This window comes from Mesorhizobium sp. BR1-1-6 (assembly GCF_020165355.1).
GTDB lineage: Bacteria > Pseudomonadota > Alphaproteobacteria > Rhizobiales > Rhizobiaceae > Mesorhizobium.
This window is the reverse complement of sequence record NZ_JAIUHZ010000001.1, coordinates 58,933-81,903: the sequence shown is the minus strand read 5'-3', so window position 1 is coordinate 81,903 and position 22,971 is coordinate 58,933. Positions and strand designations below refer to the sequence as shown.

Below are 22,971 nucleotides of genomic sequence, written 5' to 3'. Positions count from 1 at the left end.
AGGCGCGCACTTTTAGTCAACAAACCGGTGCGCATTTGCCGGCCTTGTGATGCCGCGGGCAGGCCTATATTAGCGTTAGCAGGGGACAGTCGCGAGAGCTTTGTTGACGTCGCCTTCACCCGGTGCCTAATGTTTCAGAGATAACGCGTTCTGAACGCGAGCGATTCGGTGATGGGCAGGGCACAGGACGAGGCCATGACCGGGGAAACGACACTCAAGGAAGTCATCGCAAGGCTGGGCAAGGCCATGGAAGGCCTGGAAAACGCCGTCGCGGCCAAGCTCGAGCATGAGCGCGATTATTCGGAAGCCGAGGCCGAGGTGCAGCGGATGAATGCCGACCGCTCGCGGCTGGCGCAGGAGCTCGACAGTTCCGAGGCGCGCGCCGAGCGGCTGGAGGATGCCAACAAGGAAGTGTCGCGACGACTGGTGACCGCCATGGAAACCATCCGCGCTGTGTTGGATAGGTAGGCTGATGGCACAGGTCACGGTTTCCATCGACGGCAAGCAGTATCGGATGGCCTGCGACGAAGGCCAGGAAGAGCATCTGATCGATCTCGCCGAGCGTTTCGACCGCTACGTCTCGCATCTGAAGGATTCATTCGGCGAGATCGGCGACCAGCGGCTGACGGTCATGGCCGGCATCATGGTCATGGATGAACTCTCGGAGCTGCAGAAGCGCGTCAAGGGCATGGAAAGCGAAGTGCTGACCTTGCGCAAGACCCGCGACGAGGCGCTGACCAAGGCCGACAAGAGCGACAGCGTGCTGACCAACGCGCTTGGCGCGCTGGCGCAGCGCATGGAAGATCTTGCGGCGACGCTGGCCGTCAACAAGGCATAAGCGGTCTCCTCGGAAATTCCTGCCGAACTTGGCGGCAAGAAGAGAAATTTTTTCGCGGGCGCGACGGGCGCCTGTGGCTTTAGGCATTTGTGGGTTGCCGCCGAGGTGTTAAAAAGATTTGAGCGCTCGCCAGCCGTTGCCGGCAACATTTCAAGGGTAGGGAAACAACATGAGCCTTCGCATCAACGATATCGCCCCGGATTTCACCGCCGAGACCACGCAAGGACCGATCAGCTTTCACCAGTGGATCGGTGACGGCTGGGCGGTGCTGTTCAGCCACCCGAAGAATTTCACTCCCGTCTGCACGACCGAGTTGGGCACGATGGCGGGACTCGAGGGCGAGTTCAAGAAGCGCAATGTCAAGATCATCGGCATTTCGGTCGATCCGGTCGAAAGCCACGGCAAATGGCAGGACGATATCAAGACGGCGACCGGCCATTCGGTGAACTATCCGCTGATCGGCGACAAGGATCTCAAGGTCGCCAAGCTTTACGACATGCTGCCTGCTGGTGCCGGCGAGACCTCGGAAGGCCGCACGCCCGCCGACAATGCCACCGTGCGTTCGGTCTATGTCATTGGGCCCGACAAGAAGATCAAGCTGGTGCTGACCTATCCGATGACCACGGGCCGCAACTTTGACGAGATCCTGCGCGCGGTCGATTCCATGCAGTTGACCGCCAAGCACCAGGTGGCGACGCCGGCGAACTGGAAACAGGGCGAGGACGTCATCATCACCGCGGCCGTTTCCAACGAGGACGCCATCAAGCGCTTCGGCGCCTACGAGACCATCCTGCCCTATCTCAGGAAGACCAAGCAGCCTTCCGCGTAAAGCGGCTCTCCGGTTCACGGAAACGGCGAACCATCTCTTTGTTTTTGCGCAATTCCCTGGGCAAAGCGCCACGCGCCTTTCCCGGGAAACCGCTTGGAGTTGCTCCAGTTGCCTGGCCGGCATTTTTCGACTTCCGTCGCTTTTCTGGCAAGGCGTGCTTGACGGCAGGGCCCCGCTAGACAAGCATGCTCTTATGTTGCTCTGGCAGAGAAAATCATTCCTGTCTGGCTAACGGAGGGGACGTCGGATTGGACATAGGTTCGGCAAAGCCTGAGGTCACCGGTTTCCACGACAACCCGACCGGCGCCATCCAGTATGTCGTCGCCGACCGGGTGACGAAGCGGTGTGCCATAATCGATCCGGTCCTCGACTTCGACGAGAAGTCCGGCGCAGTTTCGACAGCCAATGCCGATGCGCTGCTGGATTTCGTCAGGGCGGAGGGACTGAGCGTCGAATGGATTCTCGACACCCATCCGCATGCCGATCATTTCTCGGCCGCGCAGTACCTGAAGCAAAGGACCGCGGCGCCGACGGCGATCGGCGAGAGGATCGTCGAGGTCCAGAAATTGTGGAAGGCGATCTACAACTGGCCGGATTTCCCCGCCGACGGCTCGCAGTGGGACCGGCTGTTCGGCGACGGCGAGGTTTTTCGGGTGGGAACGCTTCCAGCAAGGGTGCTTTTCTCGCCCGGGCACACGCTGGCGTCGATCACCTATGTGATCGGGGATGCAGCCTTTGTTCACGACACGCTGTTCATGCCCGACAGCGGCACGGCAAGGACGGATTTTCCCGGCGGCAGCGCCGCGCGCCTGTGGCACTCGATCCAGGGCATTCTGGCCCTGCCGGAGGACACGCGCGTCTTTGTCGGCCATGATTATCAGCCCGGCGGGCGCCAGGCGTTATGGGAGAGCACGGTTGCCGCGCAGAAAGCCGACAACATACATCTTGCCGCCGCGCGCGGCGAGGCCGAATTCGTTGCCCTGCGCGAGGCGCGCGACCGGACATTGCCGATGCCGAGGCTGATCCTGCATGCGCTGCAGGTCAACATGAATGGCGGACGCCTGCCGGAACCGGAAGCCAATGGCCGACGGTATCTGAAATTTCCGCTGGATGGGCTTTGAAGCAATCACAGCACCCGCTGCGGTATACAAAAAGGCGGCGCCAGTCTCCTGACGCCGCCTTTTTATCTTGTTGCCGATGCCGGCTTTAAGCCGCCGGCTGCGCCTCGATGGTGCGCAGCGCCTGGGTCTGGCGCTTGGCGGCGGCCTTGACGGCATCCTGCACCTTCTCGAAAGCGCGCACTTCGATCTGGCGCACGCGCTCGCGGCTGATGTCGAACTCAGCCGACAGTTCTTCCAGGGTCAGCGGCTCATCGGCGAGGCGGCGCGCCTCGAAGATGCGCCGTTCGCGTTCGTTGAGCACCGCAAGAGCACCCGACAGCATGCCGCGCCGGTTTTCCAGCTCGTCCTGCTCGATCAGCATCTCTTCCTGGCTTTCGTGGTCGTCGACCAGCCAGTCCTGCCATTCGCCGGACTCGCCTTCCGTCGCCCGGATCGGCGCGTTGAGTGAGGCGTCGCCCGACAGGCGGCGGTTCATCGACACGACTTCCGCTTCCGAGACGTTCAGCCTCGTGGCGATTTCGGCGATCTGGTCGGGCTTGAGGTCGCCGTCGTCAAGCGCCTGGATCTTGCCCTTCACCTTGCGCAGGTTGAAGAACAGACGCTTCTGGTTGGCGGTCGTGCCCATCTTGACCAGGCTCCACGAGCGCAGGATGTATTCCTGGATCGAGGCCTTGATCCACCACATGGCGTAGGTCGCGAGGCGGAAGCCACGCTCTGGCTCGAATTTCTTGACGGCCTGCATCAGGCCGACATTGCCTTCCGAGATCACTTCGCCAATCGGCAGGCCGTAGCCGCGATAGCCCATGGCGATCTTGGCGACGAGCCGCAAATGGCTGGTGACGAGCTTGTGCGCTGCGGAAGTGTCCTCATGCTCGGCATAACGCTTGGCGAGCATGTACTCTTCCTGCGGCTGAAGCATCGGAAAGCGGCGGATCTCTTCCAGGTAGCGGCTGAGGCCGCCTTCGCCGGAAACGATACTGGGTAGTGACTGGGCCATGATAGCGCCCCTCTCTATTGGAGTGATGCCCCCGAAACGCGGCGGGCATGTGACGCGAGCACCAAAGGCTCGCTCGCGACATCAGATATATACAGGAACAAAACCAGAAAAGACAGGCATTTGTTCAACACAAAACAGTGTGTCACGCTGAAGTGAACAACGCCAGTCAGGTTTTTGGTGGTTGATTTGAAGCTTGCCGGCGGCGGATTCAGAGACTGCGAAAGCCGCCGACGAGTTCCTCCATGTCCCTCGGTATCGGTGCCTCGAACCTCATCGATAGATGGGTAGTCGGATGGCGAAATTCAAGGAGCCAGGCGTGCAAAGCTTGCCGGGAGAAGGCCTTGACCTGGCTTCTCAGCGGTTCGGGCAACCGGTTGGCCTTGGTGCGAAAGGCTTGGCCGTAATCGGGATCACCGAGCACCGGATGACCGATATGGGCCATGTGGACGCGGATCTGATGGGTGCGGCCGGTCTCCAGCCGGCATTCAACCAGACTTGCGGTTGCGAATTCCTTTTGGTTTTCGCCGAAGCGCTCCTGCACCGCAAAATGGGTGACGGCGTGGCGGGCATCGTCGCGTCCTTCGGGTACTACGGCGCGACGTACACGGTCGGCGGCGCGGCCGAGTGGGGCATCCACCGTTCCGGCCGGCCGCTGCGGTATGCCCCAGACCAGCGCCAGGTAGGCGCGCTCGAGATCGCCTGTCAGGCCGTGATCGGCAAAGGCCTCCGAAAGCGCCTTGTGGGCGCGGTCGGTCTTGGCCACGACCATGACGCCGCTGGTTTGCTTGTCGAGGCGATGAACGATGCCCGGCCGGCGCACGCCGCCGATGCCGGACAGGCTGTCGCCGCAATGATGGATCAGCGCATTGACCAGCGTGCCGGTCCAATTGCCGGCGCCGGGATGGACGACAAGCCCGGCGGGTTTGTTGATGACGATCAGTTCGTCATCTTCATAGAGGATATCGAGGGCGATGTTTTCCCCCTGTGGCTCCGCCGGTTCCGGCTCCGGCATGGCGACCGAGACAGTTTCGCCCGGCGACATCTTGCACTTGGTCTCGACAACGGCCTTGCCGTCGACCAAGACCGCGCCCTGCCTGATCAGCATCTGCACGCGGCTGCGCGACATTTCCGGGCCGAGCCTGCCTGCCAGCCACTGATCGATGCGCTGGCCGGCATCGTCGGCGCCGGCCACGAGCACGATCGGTTCTGCCTGCATGAATTGGTCCTCTATCAATCCGGGGGCCTCTTCGTTATGAGCGCTCATCGAGAATCGTTCCGGAATGTTTGCCATGGCCCGCCCCGCCGCCGACGAAGACGCCGTTGTTGAAGGCGGGGAAAAGCCGCTCAACCCCGAGATCGAAAAGGTGCGCGGCAGGCTCATCCGCTTCATGGCCATCAATCTCGGCCTGCTCTTGCTGGCCCTTATGGTGGTGATCGCGGCGATTGTCTACAAATCACGCAAGGCAGCGCCGGTGAGCCCGCCGCTGGCCGGCGACATCCAGGTGCCCGCCGGCGAACCGCTCAGCGGAGACATCGTGCTGCCGGTCGGCGCCAGGGTGGTCAGCCAGTCGCTATCCGGCAATCGCGTCTCGATCGAGGCCGAACTTGTCGATGGCAGCCGCACGATCTTCGTCTACGATATGGGCGAGCGGCGCATAATCGGCCGCTTCGCAATCCGCAACAAATGAAGCCCGGCGCGCAATGACCGGCTTTGCCGAAAACCGTCATATCGCCACCGTTGCGCTGGTCGTCGACAGCTATGACGAAGCAATCGACTGGTATGTCGAGCGAATGGGCTTTGTGCTCCTGGAGAATGTGGACCTTGGCGGCGGCAAGCGCTGGGTGACGGTCGCGCCGGCCAGCGGGCGCGGCGCGCGGCTGCTTCTGGCCGAGGCCTCCGACGAGGCACAAAGGAAGAGCATCGGCAACCAGACCGGCGGGCGGGTTTTTCTCTTCCTGGAAACCGACAACTTTGCCCGCGATCATGCGGCGATGGTGGCGAAGGGCGTCGAATTTCGCGAGCCACCGCGCTTGGAGCCCTACGGCACGGTGGCGGTTTTCGCCGATCTCCACGGCAATCTATGGGACCTGATCGAGCCAAAACGCTAGCAGCAGCCAGCTTTTTCTTGATCCCGGGAAAGCCGGCGGACCCCAGTTGCTTTTTCTCCGCCGCCAGCCTATATCGCCGGTTCTTGAACGCGCCCATCGTCTAGCGGTCAGGACACCGCCCTCTCACGGCGGGAACAGGGGTTCGATTCCCCTTGGGCGTACCAAGAAGGCGACGGCTCAGCCGTTGATGATCCCTCCAGCATCAAACAATGTTCAAGGCCTCCGCGGAAGCTTCGTCATATGCGCGCATATGACCGCATGGAGCGCTGGCAAAAGCCGGGCTCGGAGCTATGGCATGGCGGCTTCGATTAACGTTTCGTTTACCTATAATCTGTCTATTGGAGACAATTCACCCGCGACCACGGATGTACTGGCGCTGCGGTGAAAACAAAGGTCGGCCCACTGCCGGCCTTTTGTTTTTTGGCCGGCCGCTGCGGGCGGGGCTGCCTCCAATGCTTTCGGCAAGAGCTTTCGCCAAAGCATATTGCCCTTGCCATCTCCAGCCCTACCATCAATTCTGACGATCGCACGCGGGCGGCCGGAAGGGTCGACGGTGGAGGAATTGCAATGAAAAGAACCGCTGGAATGCTCCTGATTAGCGGCGCATTGGCGATTGGCGCCACCTGCCCATCGGCTGCCGCCCAGCTCAACACGATGGAGGAAGTTGGCACGGCGATCCAGGCATGCTGGACGCCGCCGGTGGATGCCGGAAATTCCATCGTCACGCTGAGCTTCAGCTTCAAGCGCGACGGCACGCTGCTTGGTCCGCCACGGCCGACCGCCGCCAAGGTGGCCGGCGACGACAAGGCGCGAAAGTCGTTCATCGACGCCGCAATGACCGCGGTGAAGGATTGCACGCCGCTCAGCCTTTCGCCGCAACTGGCGCAAGGGATTGCCGGCAACGTGTTCACCTTGCAATTCGTCTCTCCCAAGATCGGCCAATAGCTGTTTCCGCCGTGCAGGGCGCGCCGCGGCTTAATGTGCTAGCGCCGTTCGGCGTTCGGCGGATCGCCGATCCCGCTTCCATTTTTTACGCAATTCCTGCCGGAAAACATCTGCCAGGGTCAGCGAGCCGCTCAGGTAGCTACTACCAAACCATCTCGCCCAGCACCGCCCTCATCGGTCAGTGGCTGGTACGCCGCGCCTCGGCGTGCCGCGCCAGGTCGGGTGTCTCGAAGACGTAGTCGTTCCAGGCCGATTCCGGGATTTGCCCGGCCAGATAGCATTCCAGCAGCAGGTTTTGCTCGGCGCTCAGGGGCCTCGGGTCAAGTCCCAGGGAATGAAAAAGATTTCTTGTCAGTTCCGATACCGTGACCTGGATCGACATCTGCGTTCTCCTTCGCGCTTCAACGCGAAAGGTCGGACAAAGGTTTCAGGACCGGATGCCGATAACGCCGGAGTGATCCGGCAGGCCTGCCAGCCGTCGGTCCAGCTGCATTGTTTTGCAGTTCGTCTCAATCTCGAAATAAAAATGCAATGTTGAATTCACAGGGGTTCTTCTATTAAACTAGAGACGAGTCTCTCAATGCATGGAGACTAGAAAGTTTAGATAAAACTCATTTAGTGAAAGCTTACCGAAGTCGAAAGAGTTGTCATTCCAGGTTCTCAGCAACAAGGGCCGCGTCCTTCCGATGATCCGTTTCTGGTCCCCCATGATGATCGCGCTCGTCACCCTGACCGTGCTCGCGCTCGGCATGTCCAGTTCTTATGCCGACAGTTGCAGTGCAATAAGAAATCAGTTGTCTTCGGCCGGCCGTGGCGGCGGCACGAGCCCCGAGCTTGCCCAGTTGCACCGCCAGCTTGCCGCGATCCAAGGCATCGAGAGGCAGCGCAAGTGTACGGCGAAAAATTCCCTCGGTGGTTTCTTCAACGCATGCGCCGATCTTGCCAGGAACAGGAGCGAGGTGCAGCGCCAGATCGCTGCGGCCTCCAATTCAGGCCGGGACATGTCGGGGCTGCGGGCACGTTTTGTCGCGCTTGGCTGCGCGCCAGCGGCAAAGCGCGCGGCGGCGAAGACCCAATCGGTGTCTGCGGCGGCGCCAGGGGCGAGGGCAACGGGCGCCGGCAACGCGATGCTGTTCTGCGTGCGCCTTTCGGATGGATATTTCTTCCCAGCACCCAAGTCGCAGTTCGCCGGCAGCGACGATGTGAAGGATATGGCCGATCAATGCCGCTACATCTGCGACGAGCCGGGCGTCGACCTCTATACGCTCAGCGACGTCAGCCTCGAAACCGAAAAGATGGTCTCTCTCGACACGCGCAAGCCCTACACCGATCTGCCGACCGCATTCCGCTACCGCGACGACGTCAATTTCAAGGCATGTGACCTAAAACGCTACTACAGCAGGGTCGCCGAATTGAGGGCCCGAACGGTAACGCCCACAAACATGACCAATGCCATCATCCCCTTGCCGTCGGCCAAGCCGGACCTCGGCAGCGTCGCGGCAATTCCCGCGGCGGACGCCGAAGCCTCCGGGGCGGCCCAGCATCAGTCGATAGAGGCCGGCAAGCGGCCGGTGAGAATAGTCGGCCCGGCCTTCTTCCCAGCCGAATGATCATCCGCCCCCGGTTGTAGGCGCCGGTTTCTCAGCCAAGGTCAGTTTTGGGTGGCACCCATCAGTCGCAGACCATGCGAACCCTCTTTCCGGGTTCGCTGACATTCCTGCATGCCAGGGGCTTTTCCTCATCGGAGGACGGCGGAGGTGGCCTCGAAACTCTTGAAAGATGACGTCTCGGTGCGGCGCGCGGCGCGGGCCTGCGCTCGGAAAACCGGGTTGGCGGTTGTGGCGGCGCCGGAAAAGCGCCGTTTTCCATTCCGGACGGCCCGTATTCCACATTGGGCGGCGGCCGGTCCCAGAAACGCCGGGCATCGAGCGGGCGCGGAATGACGACGGTGCCGTCATAGCTGCGCGAACAGCCGCTGCCGAAAAGCAGCGCCGCGCTCAGCAAGCAAGGCACAATCCGTCCAAACATCAGCAACACCCCAATATTGGCTTATAGCGCGGCTTCGATCCGGCCGACAACCGGGCGCAATGGCGCAGGCCAGGGCCCGTCCGGTGCGCAACGGCTTGTTAAGGTTAGCGGATCGTTAATGCTTCTCGGGCACATTCCGCCGACGAACCGCGGAGGGAGGGTTCGGCCTTGGATTCGGGGTGGGGACGGCATGGCTGAAGCGAACGAGACAGCCGGCGTGCGCGGCGAGCGCGGGTCGGGCGAAATGGCGGTGAACGACGCGGCTTCGTTCACCGCAGGCATGGATTTGGCCATGCTACGCCAGCTGGTCGAAACGGGCTCGGACTGGATCTGGGAGACCGACGCCGAGCTGCGCTTTTCCTGGCTTTCGCACAACTATCAGGCGGTCACGGGCATCGACCCGGCCGCTGTGCTTGGCCGCTTCCGGTTCGATTTCCTGAAGCAGGTCCTGAACGGCAACCGCAGCGCGGCAATGCATCTGGAGGATCTGCAGGCACATCGGCCGTTCCGTGACTTTGTCTACGAACTGAAGGGAGGTCGCGCCGATTGCCGCTGGGTGCTGACCTCAGGCTTTCCACGCTTCGATGACGAGGGGAAATTCGCCGGCTATCGTGGCATTGGACGCAATGTCACGGGATTGGCCGTCGCCTTCGAAGAACTGGAGCAGAAGCAGCAAGGAGAGGCGTCTTCGGGAGGCCTTCCCGACCTTCGCACGATGGTCGATTCGATGCCGATCGGGATCATGGTCCTCGACGCCGACCTGCGCGCCGAAGTGATCAACCAGGCCTTCTACAATTTGTGGAAAATCGATCCCCAGCGCGCCGGGATCGGCTCGGGCTTCCGCGAGTTGATGGAGGCCAGCCGCGCCGTCGATTCCTACGGCGCAGACGATGTTGCCTGGCGGCGCCATACCGCCGAGCGCGAGTCCGAGATCAGGGCCGGCGTCGCCGGCTCGAGACAATTGCCGCGCAATGACGGGCGTACCCTGGTTGCGTCGCTGGCCCCGCTGGCCGGCGGCAAGCGGCTCATCTCCTATGTCGATGTCACCGACATGAAGGATCGCGAGGCCGAGCTGGCCGACGCGCTGGAAAAGGCGCGACTGGCGGAAGCGGTGATCAACGGCGTCAAGGATCCGATCTTCGTCAAGGATGACGATCTGCGCTTCGTCTTCGTCAACGAGGCGTTTGCGGGCCTGTTCGGCCAGACGCCGCAAACCATGCTTGGCAAGCCCGGCGGCAATTTTCTCGCGCCGGCCGAGGTTGCGCTGTTCGAGAAAAGCGAGCGCGAGGTGCTGGCGACCGGGCGGCCTTACGAGGTGGAGGAAAGCTTCGAGGTCGACGGCGTCAACCGCTCGCGCGTCGTCAGGAAGAACCGCGTTAGAATGGTAAGCGGCCGCAACTACGTGGCCGGCTTCCTCTTCGACGTCTCGGACATGAAGGGCCGTGAGACCGAGGCGCAGGACGCCCGCAAACACCTGGCCAGCGTGCTGGAATCGCTGCCGGCCGCCGTGATCATCTACGACCGCGAGGACAATTTCGTTTTCGCCAACCGCAAGATGCAGGACACGCTGCCGGCGTTGAAGCCGGCGTGGCAGCCCGGCCGCACCTTCCGCGACGCGCTGGCACTCGGTCATTCGGCTGGCTATTTCCGCTCGAGCGGCGATCCGCGGGTCGATGCGCTCTATGATGGCGATCTCGATCCCTGGCTGGACAGCATCCTCGCCCGTTACCACCTGCCATACTCATCCTTCGAACGTCTCAATCCCGACGGCCGCTGGTATCAGGTTTATGACATGCGCACCGATGACGGCACGTTCATCGGCGTGCGCGTCGACATCTCCGAGATCAAGAGCCGCGAAAAGGCGCTGCACGATTCGATGCGGCAGATCGACCTGTTCCGGCACGTGCTGGACGAACTGCCCGTGGCCGCCTTCATCAAGGCGCAGGACCTCAGCATCGAGTTCGTCAACAAGGCCTGGTGCGCGATCACCGGGCTCGCCAAGGAAGACGTTATCGGCCGCACCGATCGGCAGCTGTTCGGCGACGGGGATGGAGAAAGCTACAGCCTGGACGATACCGAGGTTGCCCTCACGGGCAGCGTCAGGGAGGTCGAGGAGCCCGTCACCCATCGCGACGGCACGGTGCGGCAGTTGATGACGCGCAAGAGCCGGCTGGTGGCGCTGGACGGATCGGTGCATCTGGTCGGCTCCAGCACCGACATCACCGAGGTCAAGGCGCGCGAGCGGGCGCTGGAAGAAAGCATGCGCGAGAACGAGGTGTTCCGCAGCCTGATCGACAACGTGCCGGTGTCGATCTACGCCAAGCGCTCCGATCTCAGGCAATTCTACGTCAACAAGGGCTGGTGCGATCTCACCGGCTTCAGCAAGCAGGACGCGATCGGCAAGACCGACATCGAAATTTTCGGGCCGGACGGCGAAGCCTTCGTCAATGGCGACCTCGCGGTGCTGCGCAGCGGCGAAACCCAGGAGGTCGAGGAGACGGTGATGCTCCCGGACGGCAGCGTGCGCTACCAGTTCGCCCGCAAGGGCGCGATGATCGCGTCCGACGGGTCGCTCTACCTGATCGGGTCGACCACCGACATCACCGAATTGAAGCTGCGCGAGGCGGAACTGCGCGAGGCGCGCCAACGCGCCATACTTGCCGATCGCGCCAAGTCGGAATTCCTCGCCAATATGAGCCATGAGATCCGCACTCCGATGAACGGCGTGCTGGGCATGGCCGAACTCCTGGCCAAATCCGATCTCGATCCGAAGCAGAAGACCTTCACCGACATCATCGTCAAATCGGGCAACGCGCTGCTCACCATCATCAACGATATCCTGGATTTCTCCAAGATCGATGCCGGCCAGTTGGTGCTCGATCCCGCCCCCTTCAATCTCGCCGAGGCGATCGAGGACGTGGCGACGCTGGTGTCGACGCGGGCCAAGGAAAAGGACCTCGAGCTCATCGTGCGCATCGAGCCTGGGCTCGAAAGCCTGTTCATCGGCGATGTCGGCCGCATCCGGCAGATCGTCACCAACCTGCTCGGCAATGCGGTGAAGTTCACCGAAGAAGGCCATGTGCTCGTCGACGTCACCGGCGAAAGTGTGCCGGACGGAACCAGGCTGACGATCTCGGTCACCGACACCGGGATCGGCATCCCTGAGGAAAAGCTGAAACAGGTGTTCGAGAAATTCAGCCAGGTCGACACCTCCTCGACGAGGCGGCATGAGGGCACTGGGCTCGGGCTCGCGATCACCTCGCGGTTGGTCGAATTGATGGGCGGCGACATCGGCGTGGAAAGCGCCGAAGGCAAGGGGTCGACCTTCTGGTTCACGGTCACGCTGCCCAGGGCCGGACAACAGAACGCGCAGCGCATCATGCCGGTGGACGTGACCGGCGCGCGGGTGCTGATCGTCGACGACAATGCCGTCAACCGCGCCATCCTGACCGAGCAGATGACGTCATGGACCTTCGATTCCTGCGCGGCCGAGAGCGGCGCCGAGGGACTGAAAGTGCTGATCGCGGCCGCCGCCTACGGCGTGCCGGTCGATTGCGTCGTGCTCGATTATCAGATGCCCGAGATGAGCGGCGCCGAGATGGCAGGTGTCGTGCGCAACACCGCCGGGCTTGCCGACACGCCGATCATCATGCTGACCTCCGTCGACCAGTCGCTGGCCAACACCAGTTACCGCGATCTCGGCATTGATGCCCAACTCATCAAGCCCGCACGCTCCTCGGTGCTTCTGGAAACGCTGGTCGCCACCATCCAGCGGCATCGCCACGCCACGGATGTCGCCCGGCCGCTTGCTGTCGAGGGAGGCGGCGGGAACAATCCGCAGTCACCGCCACCGGCGGCAGGGCAACGCGCGTTGCTGCAGCCGCCGCCGGTCAGGCCTCGGCTTGCCGCGACTGGCGGCGAGCAGCGGCTGGACATCCTCGTGGCCGAGGACAATGAGGTCAACCAGATGGTCTTCACCCAGATCCTCGGCGAGACCGGCTACGGTTTCGAGATCGTCGGCAATGGCCGCAAGGCGCTGGACGCTTTCGGCAGGCTCAATCCGTGCATGATCCTGATGGACGTCTCGATGCCGGAGATGAACGGGCTCGAGGCAACCGCCGCCATCCGCCGGCTGGAAGAGGAAACCGGCACGCATGTGCCGATCGTCGGGGTCACCGCGCATGCGCTCAAGGGCGATCGCGAACGCTGCCTGGACGCCGGCATGGATGACTATCTGCCCAAGCCGATCAGCCCCAGGGCCCTGCTCGAAAAGGTCGAGCGCTGGGTCGGCGCCGGTCGCCAGGCCCGGCGCAACGCGGGATAGACTTTGCGCCTTCGGCCGGATTGCGGCGAGAATCACCCGGGGCCGGCTGCAGCCCTTCGAGCAAGACTATGGTGCGATCGCACCATATCAAAGCCTGCGTCCAGCCGGGACAATGACGGCATCGAATTTCCGCTCTCTTCTAGTTACGGGCGGGAGCAGCGACCGCCAGTATGAAGCAGCGTCAATCTACCCCAACGGACCTGTTTTTGGCGATGGCCCGGCCAAGACATCCTCTGGCCTCGAGCAACGCGCTCCCGTCCGGCTTTTCTTCGATCAGCGATCCATGCCGAATCCGATGGCTGTTTGGGTGGCCGGATCGCGCAAGTCCCTGATTCCCGAAGGCAAACCGGCGCCATGCCGCAGCCGCTAATCGCCATCGCCTTTCCAAGCGCCGGCGACGCGTTACCGGGCTGACACGAAACTGTCATGCGACTGTTATAATCGAACGCTATTGGCCTCAGCGGGCGCTGGCAAGGAATGGCGCCGAGAGACCATCTTCCGAACAGGAGCAGGCCATATGAGACATTTCATCCGCTCGGCGGCCGTTGCGATCGCAATGGCTGCGGCGTCCACCCTCACCCTTTCCGCGGCAATGGCAGCTGACATCTCCGGTGCCGGCGCCACCTTCCCTTACCCGATCTATGCGAAGTGGGCCGATGCCTACAAGAAGGAGACCGGCATCGGTCTCAACTACCAGTCGATCGGCTCGGGCGGCGGCATCAAGCAGATCAAAGCCAAGACCGTCACCTTCGGCGCTTCCGATGCGCCGCTGAAGGGCGAGGATCTCGAATCCACCGGACTTGCACAGTTCCCGATGGTGATGGGCGGCATCGTTCCGGTCGTCAATCTCGAAGGCATCAAGCCGGGCGAACTGGTGCTCGACGGCCCGACGCTGGCCGATATCTTCGTCGGCAAGATCACCAACTGGAATGACGCGGCGATCGCCAAGCTCAATCCCGACGTCAAGCTTCCCGACCAGGCGATCGCCGTCGTGCATCGCTCCGACGGTTCGGGCACCACGTTCAACTTCAGCTACTACCTGGCCGACGTCAGCGCCGACTGGAAGTCGAAGGTCGGCGTCAACACCGCGCTCGAATGGCCGGTTGGCATCGGCGCCAAGGGCAATGAAGGCGTCGCCAACAACGTCTCGCAGACCGGTGGCTCGATCGGCTATGTCGAATACGCCTACGCCAAGCAGAACAAGTTGACCTATGCCGACATGATCAACAAGGACGGCAAGAAGGTCGAGCCGACGGCGGCGGCGTTCTCGGCGGCGGCGGCCAATGCCGACTGGAGCTCGCAGCCTGGTTACGGCGTCATCCTGGCCAACCAGCCGGGCGCCGAATCCTGGCCGATGACGTCGGCGACCTGGATCCTGGTCTACAAGAAGCCCGGCGACGTGGCGGCGACCGGTGAAGCGCTCAAGTTCTTCGCCTGGTCCTACGCCAAGGGCGACGACATGGCCGGGGCGCTGGACTACGTTCCGATCCCCGACGCGGTCGTCAAGAGCGTCGAGGACATGTGGGCCAAGGACATCGTCGGCGAAGACGGCAAGCCGCTCTATTCCGCCATGTAATCCCTGCTGAACGAGGAGGGCGCTTCACGGCGCCCTCCCTGTCTTCCTTGAAACGCGAGGGCCAGATGACCGCCGTCTCCGAAGCCATGCCATCGTCGGCCGCCATGCGGGCCAGGGAAGCGACGGTCCGACGCTTCGCGCTCACCGATACGATTTTCCGGACGGCGACACGCTTTTCCGCCATCCTCGTCCTGCTCATCCTCGGCGGCGTGGCGATTTCGCTGTTTGCCGGCTCGTGGGAAGCGCTGTCGAAATTCGGGTTCTCCTTCCTGACGACCGAATCGTGGAACCCGGTCACCGAGAATTTCGGAGCGCTGGCCCCGATCTACGGAACCATCGTCACCGCCGCCATCGCCATCCTGATCGCCGTTCCCATCGGCATCGGCATCGCCATCTTCCTTACCGAACTCTGCCCGCGGCCACTCCGGCGCCCCATCGGCATCGCCGTCGAGCTGCTTGCCGGCATACCCTCCATCATCTACGGCATCTGGGGCCTGTTCGTGTTCGCGCCGTTCCTGCAGACGACGGTGCAGCCCTTCATCATCAAGCTTTTCCACGACGTGCCGGGACTCTCCAGCCTGTTTGCCGGCCCGCCCTACGGCATCGGCCTTCTGACCTCGGCGCTGATCCTTGCCATCATGGTCCTGCCCTTCATCACCTCGATCACCAAGGATGTCTTCGACACGGTGCCGGCGGTGCTGAAGGAATCGGCCTACGGCATCGGCTGCACGACCTGGGAGGTCACGCGCCGCGTCGTCATCCCCTATACCCGCGTCGGCATCATGGGCGGCGTCATGCTCGGCCTCGGCCGCGCGCTCGGCGAAACCATGGCGGTAACCTTCGTCATCGGCAACGCCCACCGCATCAGCGCCTCGCTGTTCGCGCCCGGCACGACGATCTCGGCGACCATCGCCAACGAGTTCACCGAAGCCGACGGCGATCTCTATACGTCTTCGCTGGTGGCGCTCGGCCTGATCCTGTTCGTCATCACTTTCCTGATCCTTGCCCTTGCGCGCTACATGCTGCTGCGCATGGACAGCCGCACGGGAGCCTGACCGATGTCGACGGCCACATCGCTTCACAATCGACGCAAGCGCAGGAATGCCGTGATGATGACGCTATGCGTCGCGGCGGCGGGCATCGGCCTGGCCTGGCTGGCGCTGATCCTCGGCGCACTGCTCTATAAGGGCCTGTCGGGTGTTTCGCTCTCTGTGTTCACCGAAATGACACCGCCGCCCGGCGATGCCGGCGGCCTGCTCAATGCCATCTACGGCAGTATCATGATGACAGTCATCGCCGTCATCGTCGGCACGCCGATCGGTGTCCTCGCTGGGACCTACATGGCCGAATATGGCCGCTTCTCGCGCCTCACCACCGTCGTGCGCTTCATCAACGACATCCTGCTGTCGGCACCCTCGATCATCGTCGGCCTGTTCGTCTACGAGCTGCTGGTGCGGCCGATGGGACATTTCTCGGCGATTGCCGGTGCCGTCGCACTGGCCATCCTGGTCATCCCGGTCGTCGTTCGCACCACGGAGGACATGCTCAACCTGGTGCCGAACGCCCTGCGCGAGGCCGGCGCCGCGATCGGCGCGCCGCGCTGGGTGGTCATCCGCTCGGTCGCCTACCGTGCGGCGCTGTCGGGCATCGTCACCGGCATATTGCTGGCCATCGCCCGCATTTCCGGCGAGACGGCGCCGCTGCTCTTCACGGCACTCAACAACCAGTTCTGGTCGAGTAATCTCAATGCGCCGATGGCCAGCCTGCCCGTCACCATCTTCCAGTTCGCTCTCAGCCCCTACGAGGAATGGCAGCAGCTGGCGTGGACCGGCGCACTCATAATCACCCTTACGGTTCTCGGGCTGAGCATCTTCGCCCGCAGCCTTACCGGACGCAGAGAGGACAGATGAAACCGATGTTGTCCACCGAATTGAACACGCCCGAAGTCGCGGTCGAGAAAGCCAAGATCGAGGTCAAGAATCTCAATTTCTACTATGGCCAGTCGAAGGCGCTGAAGGATATCAGCCTGTCGCTGCCCGAGCGCAGCGTCACCGCCTTCATCGGGCCTTCGGGCTGCGGGAAGTCGACGCTGCTGCGCGTCTTCAACCGCATCTACGAGCTCTACCCGAGGCAGAGCGCCGAGGGCCAGGTGCTGCTCGACGGCCAGAATATCCTCGACCGCTCGCAGGACCTCAACCTGCTCAGGACCAAGATCGGCATGGTGTTCCAGAAGCCGACGCCGTTCCCGATGTCGATCTACGAGAACATCGCCTTCGGCGTCAGGCTCTATGAGAAGCTCAGCAAGGCGGAGATGGACGGCCGTGTCGAGCAGGCGCTGAAGCGCGCGGCACTGTGGAGCGAGGTCAAGGACAAGCTCAACGCCAGCGGCCTCAGCCTTTCGGGCGGCCAGCAGCAGCGCCTCTGCATCGCCCGCACGGTGGCGGTGAAGCCGGAGGTCATCCTGCTCGACGAGCCTGCCTCGGCGCTCGATCCGCTGTCGACCGCCAAGATCGAGGAGCTGATCGATGAGCTGCAGGCCGACTATACGATCGTCATCGTCACCCACAACATGCAGCAGGCGGCGCGCGTGTCGAAGCAGACCGCGTTCATGTATCTGGGCGAGTTGGTCGAGTTCGACCGCACCGAGAAGATCTTCACATCGCCCCGCGAGAAGCGCACGCAGGACTATATCACCGGCCGCTTCGGCTGATCCCAGGCATACGAGGACCAAGATCATGGCCGAACACACAGTCGCAGCCTTTGACGAAGATCTCGGACAGATCAGCAGGCTGATCCGCGACATGGGCGATCTCGCCTCATCGATGGTCGGCGGCGCCACCAAGGCGCTCCTGAATTCCGACAACGCGCTCGCCCAGCGCGTCGTCTCCGACGACGCCATCATGGACGCGCGCCAGCGCGAACTCGACGACCGCGCCATCACCCTGATCGCCAAGCGGCAGCCCATGGCGGACGATCTGCGCCATGTCGTCGGCTCGATCCGCATGGCGGGCGATCTCGAACGCATCGGCGATCTCGCCAAGAACATCGCCAAGCGCGTCGGCACCGTCGGCCTTGCCGCCACGCCGCGCGACCTGTCGCACTCCATCGACGCCATGGCGCAGCTTGTGCTGATCCAGGTGCAAGGCGTGATCGAGGAGTATGCGGCGCGCGATGCCGCGGCACTTGCGAAGCTGCGCGCCGACGATGAACGCATCGACGTCAAATACACGTCGGTCTTCCGCGAGCTGCTGACCTACATGATGGAGGATCCGCGCAACATCACCGCCTGCACGCATCTTTTGTTCTGCGCCAAGAATCTCGAGCGCATCGGCGATCACGTGACCAACATTGCCGAAAATGCCTATTATGTGCTGACCGGCACGCAATTGCCCGCCAATCGCCCGAAGCAGGACGAGACGGCGATGTCGGCGCCAGCGGCTTGACGGCAGGGGTGACCAGTCGATGATCGCGCCACGCATCATGGTGGTGGAGGACGAGGAGCCGCTGGGTGTGCTGCTCCGTTACAATCTGGAATCGGAGGGTTATCAGGTAGAGGTGGTGACGCGCGGCGACGAAGCCGAGATCCGCTTGCAGGAGAATGTCCCTGACCTTCTTGTGCTCGACTGGATGGTGCCGGCGGTGTCCGGCATCGAGCTCTGCCGCCGTCTCCGCATGCGGCCCGAGACTGAGCGGCTGCCGATCATCATGCTGACGGCGCGCGGCGAGGAAAGCGACCGGGTGCGCGGTCTCTCCACCGGCGCCGACGACTATCTGGTCAAGCCGTTCTCAACGCCGGAATTCATGGCACGCGTCAAGGCGCTGCTGCGCCGCGCCAAGCCCGAAGTTCTGTCCAGCGTGCTCAAGGTCGGCGACATCGTGCTCGACCGTGAATCGCACCGGGTCTACCGCAAGAAAAGCGAGATCCGGCTCGGGCCGACCGAGTTCCGCCTGCTCGAATTCATGATGCGACATCCCGGCCGCGTGTTCTCGCGCAGCCAACTGCTCGACAATGTCTGGGGCGAAACGATCTATATCGACGAGCGCACCGTGGACGTGCATGTCGGCCGGCTGCGCAAGGCGGTCAACAACGGCCGCATGCCTGACGTGATCCGCACCATTCGGGGCGCGGGGTACGCGATCCGCGAAGACTAGGGATATGTCACGCAACGTTCTCGCCTATGCCTGATTTCGCCTGTGCCCCCGGCGCGAAAATTTCCTGGTCGACGAAGGTTAGCGCGCGCATGGCGCAGCCCTCGCGGATCAGCGGCAGTTCGTTCGGCTCGGTGTCGAAGGAAATCGATTTCGAGTGCTGGCCGCCGGCGGTCTGGGCAATGGCCTCGCGCAGAGCCGGCTCGATCAGGTCGAAGGCGGCGGCGCTGACGCCGACCATGGCGACCGGCGCCGGATCGATCAGGGCGAACAGGCTGCCAAGGCCGTAACCCAGCGCCTCGCCGGCCTTGCGGTAGGCTTCGCGCTCCGGCCCGTCCTTTTCGCGCGCCGAGGCCGCCAGGGTGCGCATGTCGGCGTCGCTGACGTCGACGGGCTGGGTGTCCTCGCCAAGCTGCCTCGCGTTGCGCCAAATGGCATAGTTGCCGGCATAGGCCTCGACGCAGCCGCGCCGCCCGCAGCGGCAGAGCGCCCCGCCGGGGCGATGGATCATGTGGCCGAACTCGCCTCCGGATGAATGGGTGCCGGTGAACAGTTCACCCTTCAGCACCAAGCCCATGCCGATGCCGTGCGACAAAAGTATGGCGATGAAGTCGTCGCGGTAGCGCTGGGGATCGCGCCAGCGCAGCGCCACCGCCATCATGTTGCAATCGTTCTCCATGGTGGCGGGAATGCCGAACTCGGCCTCCAGTATGTCGGCGAAGGCGATGTCGGTCTGCGGCGTGATCGGCGACCACAGCATGGCGCGCGCATCCGTGTCGGTGATGCCCTGGATCGCCAGCGCGATACGGGCGATGCTGCCGACGTCGAGGTCGGGATCCTCGAACCGCCGCCTGACGATGGCCACGCATTCGCCGATCAGCGCCTCGCGCGACAGGGTCAGCGTGTCCAGCCGGCGCTGCTCCTCAGATATCACCTGGCCGGCATAGTCGATGACTGCGACGGAGAGGAAATTCAGCGACAGCACAACGGTCATCACCGCCGCGGCTTCAGGGTTGAGGCTGAGGCCGACCTGCGGCCGGCCGCGTTTCAGCGCACCGGCCTCGCTCGGCTTGCTCTGCGCCAGGATGCCTTCGCCAATCAGGTCGGAGGAGATCGCCGATATGGTGGAATGGCTGAGCCCGGTGGTCGCGGCAATCTCGGTGCGCGAGGGCTGCCCGGCACGGCGCACGGCCGCGATCACCATCGCCCGGTTGCGTCGGCGCAAATCATCGTGGCGGATTCCGACCGACATGTTTCTCGCATCCTCCCCGTCGCCGCGTTCTCTCCCCAGGATCCCGACGACCGTCAAATACTGGCAGAACCGGCCTTGGCTGTCATTATTTATTCCGGAGCTCGAAAAAAATTCACGAGGACATCAAAATACATCAGAATCGACGTTGACAGTGTTCCGACGATGGACCAGTGTTTTTTCGAGGCTCGAAAAAATAGAGCCTTTGTGCCGGCCTACGGGCCTGTTTGGTCGCGCCATACGCGGCGCAGGGAGGATTAAGATGAAGAGATTCACAGCCGCCATCCTGGCGGGTGTCGCCATGTCGCTGACGCTCGCGTCGGTCGCGCAGGCGAAGGACAAGGTCATCGGCGTTTCCTGGTCGAACTTCCAGGAAGAGCGCTGGAAGACCGACGAGGCCGCCATGAAGAAGGCGATCGAAGCCGCCGGCGACAAGTATATTTCCGCCGACGCCCAGTCCAATCCCGGCAAGCAGCTCACCGACGTCGAGAGCCTGATCTCCCAGGGCGCCAATTCGCTGATCATCCTGGCGCAGGACGCCTCCGCCATCGGCCCGGCGGTGCAGAAGGCGCTCGACGAAGGCATTCCGGTCGTCGGCTATGACCGCCTGATCGAGAACAAGGACGTCTTCTATCTCACCTTCGACAACAAGGAAGTCGGCCGCATGCAGGCCCGCGAAGTGTTCAAGGTGAAGCCGGAAGGCAACTACGTCTTCATCAAGGGCTCGGGTGCCGATCCGAATGCCGATTTCCTGTTCTCGGGCTCCATGGAAGTGCTCAAGGACGCCATCGACAGCGGCAAGATCAAGAATGTCGGCGAAGCCTATACGGATGGCTGGCTGCCGGCCAACGCGCAGAAGAACATGGAGCAGTTCCTGACCGCCAACGACAACAAGGTCGACGCGGTGGTCGCGGCCAATGACGGCACTGCCGGCGGCGTCGTCGCGGCGCTGACGGCTCAAGGCCTGGCCGGTACCGTTCCGGTCTCGGGCCAGGACGGCGACCACGCGGCGCTGAACCGCATCGCGCTCGGCACGCAGACCGTGTCGGTGTGGAAGGACGCGCGTGAACTCGGCAAGAATGCCGCCGAGATCGCCTCGCAGCTGGCCGACGGCAAGAAGATGACCGATATCGCCGGCGTCAAGGACTTCACAACGCCCGGTGGGAACACCGTCAAATCGCTGTTCCTGACCCCGGTTGCGATCACCAAGGACAATCTCAACGTCGTCATCGACGCCGGCTGGATCAAGAAAGACGAGGTCTGTGCCGGCGTCGCGGCGGGCAGCGTAGCGGCCTGCAACTGATCCTCCATTTCATGCGATGAACGCCGCGGCTGCCAAGCCGCGGCGTTTTTTCAAGAAAATTTGTTTTTCCGCCCCGGGCGGGTAACTTCTAGGCTGGCTTCCGTCATCCCGCATCGGACGGGCAGGCCGGTGGGAGAAAATCATGACCGATACGACGTCCAACCCGCAGGCCGACACCGCGCGTGCGTCGGAACTCGGCGCCGTCGCCCGGTTCCTTAAGGCGACCGAGATCGACACGCGCATGCTCGGCATGATCGGCGCGCTGCTGCTGATCTGGATCGGGTTGCATGTCTTGTCCAGCCTGCGTCTCGGCGTCAATCCGCTCGATTTCGACAGCCGTACCTTTCTCACGCCGCGCAATCTGTGGAACCTGTCGGTGCAGACCTCGGCCGTCGCCATCATGGCCTGCGGCATGGTGCTGGTCATCGTCATGCGCAATATCGATCTGTCCGTCGGTTCCGCCGAAGGGTTGATCGGCATGGTCATGGGCTTCGCCCAGGTGCATTTCCTAGTGCGCTTCGTCGGGCTTGAGCTTGGCAACCCATGGATCTGGGTGCTGGCGCTGGTCATCGGCCTGGTGCTCGGTCTGTTGATCGGCGCCTTCCAGGGCTTTGTCATCGCCTATCTCGAAGTGCCGGCCTTTATCGTGACGCTGGGCGGGCTTCTGGTCTGGCGCGGTGCGGCATGGTGGGTTACCAGCGGCCAGACGGTGGCGCCGCTCAACGCGACGTTCCAGCTGATGGGCGGCGGCCCGGCCGGATCGATCGGCGCGACCTGGAGCTGGGTGGTCGGTATCGCCGCCTGCCTTGCGGTGGTGCTTGCGCTGTTCAACGGGCGGGTACAGCGCAAGCGCTTCCGTTTCCCGCTGCGTCCGATCTGGGCCGAGACGCTGATCGGCGTGCTGACCTGCGCCGTCATCATGGGCGCGGTTTGGCTGGCCAATTCCTATCCGTGGCCAGTCGGCATCGTGAACAGATATGCAGCCGCCAACAACATAACCGTGCCCGAGGGCGGCCTGTTCATCGCCCACGGCATCGCCATACCGGTGCTGATGGCCATCGCCGTCGGGCTGGTCATGACCTTCATCACCAAACGCACCCGTTTTGGTCGCTATGTCTTTGCCATTGGCGGCAATCCGGAAGCAGCCAACCTCGCCGGCATCAATACACGCTGGATCACGATGAAAGTGTTCATGATCATGGGCGTGCTGGCCACGATCGCCGCCGCGATCTCGTCAGCCCGGCAGAACTCGGCCACCAACGTGCTCGGAACGCTCGATGAATTGCTGGTGATCGCGGCGGCCGTCATCGGCGGCACATCGCTCGCCGGCGGTTCGGGAACAATCATCGGCGCCATGCTGGGCGCGCTTTTGATGCAGTCGCTGCAATCCGGCATGGTGCTGCTTGGCGTCGACTCGCCGCTGCAGAGCATCGTCGTCGGCGCCGTGCTGGTCATCGCGGTGTGGCTCGACACCGTCTATCGCAAACGCGTTTGAGGGAGGAG

21 protein-coding genes and 1 tRNA gene are annotated in these 22,971 nt (G+C 63.0%); 18 read left to right on the top strand and 4 right to left on the bottom strand.

Annotated features, from left to right (window positions below; genetic code table 11):
- Window positions 1-195: 195 nt before the first annotated feature.
- The 4 genes from LB545_RS00415 to LB545_RS00400 all read left to right on the top strand — a co-directional run bounded on the left by LB545_RS00415 (window position 196) and on the right by LB545_RS00400 (window position 2,788).
- Entirely contained in the window at window positions 196-468 is a 273-nt protein-coding gene (locus LB545_RS00415; protein WP_140500550.1) for a DUF4164 domain-containing protein, read from the top strand.
- 4 nt (window positions 469-472) lie between these two features.
- Window positions 473-838, top strand: coding sequence for a cell division protein ZapA (locus tag LB545_RS00410; RefSeq protein ID WP_140500552.1), 366 nt, complete (start codon window positions 473-475; stop codon window positions 836-838).
- Between the two features lie 169 nt (window positions 839-1,007).
- Complete coding sequence (locus LB545_RS00405; protein WP_140500553.1) at window positions 1,008-1,667, top strand: peroxiredoxin; 660 nt, start codon at window positions 1,008-1,010, stop codon at window positions 1,665-1,667.
- A 248-nt stretch (window positions 1,668-1,915) separates the two neighbouring features.
- On the top strand, window positions 1,916-2,788 hold the full coding sequence (locus LB545_RS00400; RefSeq protein WP_263493551.1) for an MBL fold metallo-hydrolase: 873 nt from the start codon (window positions 1,916-1,918) through the stop codon (window positions 2,786-2,788).
- 85 nt (window positions 2,789-2,873) lie between these two features.
- Here the strand turns inward: LB545_RS00400 and rpoH are convergent, their stop codons facing one another.
- Complete coding sequence (rpoH, locus tag LB545_RS00395; protein WP_027023478.1) at window positions 2,874-3,785, bottom strand: RNA polymerase sigma factor RpoH; 912 nt, start codon at window positions 3,783-3,785, stop codon at window positions 2,874-2,876.
- A 208-nt stretch (window positions 3,786-3,993) separates the two neighbouring features.
- Window positions 3,994-5,049, bottom strand: a complete 1,056-nt coding sequence (locus LB545_RS00390) for an RluA family pseudouridine synthase (RefSeq protein ID WP_140517878.1) — start codon at window positions 5,047-5,049, stop codon at window positions 3,994-3,996.
- A gap of 25 nt (window positions 5,050-5,074) precedes the next feature.
- Between LB545_RS00390 and LB545_RS00385 the strand changes: the two genes are divergently transcribed.
- The 4 genes from LB545_RS00385 (at window position 5,075) to LB545_RS00370 (ending at window position 6,839) form a co-directional block, all read left to right on the top strand.
- Entirely contained in the window at window positions 5,075-5,473 is a 399-nt protein-coding gene (locus LB545_RS00385) for a fimbrial protein (RefSeq protein WP_140517879.1), read from the top strand.
- Window positions 5,474-5,486: 13 nt separating this feature from the next.
- Window positions 5,487-5,894, top strand: coding sequence for a VOC family protein (locus tag LB545_RS00380; RefSeq protein WP_140525467.1), 408 nt, complete (start codon window positions 5,487-5,489; stop codon window positions 5,892-5,894).
- An 89-nt stretch (window positions 5,895-5,983) separates the two neighbouring features.
- Window positions 5,984-6,058 (top strand) — tRNA-Glu (locus tag LB545_RS00375).
- Window positions 6,059-6,461: 403 nt separating this feature from the next.
- Window positions 6,462-6,839 carry a hypothetical protein gene (locus LB545_RS00370; protein ID WP_140558424.1) on the top strand — a complete coding sequence of 126 codons (378 nt, stop codon included), beginning with the start codon at window positions 6,462-6,464 and terminating at the stop codon, window positions 6,837-6,839.
- A gap of 178 nt (window positions 6,840-7,017) precedes the next feature.
- On the opposite strand, the gene LB545_RS00365 is transcribed toward LB545_RS00370, so the two are convergent.
- Complete coding sequence (locus tag LB545_RS00365) at window positions 7,018-7,221, bottom strand: hypothetical protein (RefSeq protein ID WP_140500562.1); 204 nt, start codon at window positions 7,219-7,221, stop codon at window positions 7,018-7,020.
- 262 nt (window positions 7,222-7,483) lie between these two features.
- On the opposite strand from LB545_RS00365, the gene LB545_RS00360 reads away from it, so the two are divergent.
- The 8 genes from LB545_RS00360 to phoB all read left to right on the top strand — a co-directional run bounded on the left by LB545_RS00360 (window position 7,484) and on the right by phoB (window position 18,919).
- Entirely contained in the window at window positions 7,484-8,449 is a 966-nt protein-coding gene (locus LB545_RS00360; protein WP_224704194.1) for a DUF2865 domain-containing protein, read from the top strand.
- Between the two features lie 608 nt (window positions 8,450-9,057).
- Window positions 9,058-13,191, top strand: coding sequence for a PAS domain-containing protein (locus tag LB545_RS00355; protein WP_224704192.1), 4,134 nt, complete (start codon window positions 9,058-9,060; stop codon window positions 13,189-13,191).
- A 517-nt stretch (window positions 13,192-13,708) separates the two neighbouring features.
- The gene (gene pstS, locus LB545_RS00350; RefSeq protein WP_140517885.1) at window positions 13,709-14,767 is read left to right on the top strand and encodes a phosphate ABC transporter substrate-binding protein PstS; all 1,059 of its coding nucleotides are present in this window, start codon (window positions 13,709-13,711) and stop codon (window positions 14,765-14,767) included.
- Window positions 14,768-14,832: 65 nt separating this feature from the next.
- Window positions 14,833-15,822, top strand: a complete 990-nt coding sequence (gene pstC, locus LB545_RS00345; protein ID WP_140517886.1) for a phosphate ABC transporter permease subunit PstC — start codon at window positions 14,833-14,835, stop codon at window positions 15,820-15,822.
- 3 nt (window positions 15,823-15,825) lie between these two features.
- Window positions 15,826-16,677, top strand: a complete 852-nt coding sequence (gene pstA / locus LB545_RS00340) for a phosphate ABC transporter permease PstA (RefSeq protein ID WP_140517887.1) — start codon at window positions 15,826-15,828, stop codon at window positions 16,675-16,677.
- Window positions 16,674-17,477, top strand: coding sequence for a phosphate ABC transporter ATP-binding protein PstB (gene pstB / locus LB545_RS00335; protein ID WP_140561568.1), 804 nt, complete (start codon window positions 16,674-16,676; stop codon window positions 17,475-17,477). Before pstA ends, pstB begins: the two co-directional genes overlap by 4 nt.
- Before the next feature lie 25 nt (window positions 17,478-17,502).
- On the top strand, window positions 17,503-18,210 hold the full coding sequence (phoU, locus tag LB545_RS00330) for a phosphate signaling complex protein PhoU (protein WP_140500575.1): 708 nt from the start codon (window positions 17,503-17,505) through the stop codon (window positions 18,208-18,210).
- A gap of 19 nt (window positions 18,211-18,229) precedes the next feature.
- Complete coding sequence (gene phoB / locus LB545_RS00325) at window positions 18,230-18,919, top strand: phosphate regulon transcriptional regulator PhoB (RefSeq protein ID WP_010911896.1); 690 nt, start codon at window positions 18,230-18,232, stop codon at window positions 18,917-18,919.
- A gap of 7 nt (window positions 18,920-18,926) precedes the next feature.
- On the opposite strand, the gene LB545_RS00320 is transcribed toward phoB, so the two are convergent.
- Window positions 18,927-20,168 carry an ROK family protein gene (locus LB545_RS00320; RefSeq protein WP_140561570.1) on the bottom strand — a complete coding sequence of 414 codons (1,242 nt, stop codon included), beginning with the start codon at window positions 20,166-20,168 and terminating at the stop codon, window positions 18,927-18,929.
- A gap of 259 nt (window positions 20,169-20,427) precedes the next feature.
- Here LB545_RS00320 and xylF point away from each other — a divergent pair, with 259 nt between their 5' ends.
- The gene (gene xylF / locus LB545_RS00315) at window positions 20,428-21,468 is read left to right on the top strand and encodes a D-xylose ABC transporter substrate-binding protein (RefSeq protein WP_140500579.1); all 1,041 of its coding nucleotides are present in this window, start codon (window positions 20,428-20,430) and stop codon (window positions 21,466-21,468) included.
- A 142-nt stretch (window positions 21,469-21,610) separates the two neighbouring features.
- Window positions 21,611-22,963, top strand: a complete 1,353-nt coding sequence (locus tag LB545_RS00310) for a sugar ABC transporter permease (protein ID WP_140500580.1) — start codon at window positions 21,611-21,613, stop codon at window positions 22,961-22,963.
- Window positions 22,964-22,971: the final 8 nt, after the last annotated feature.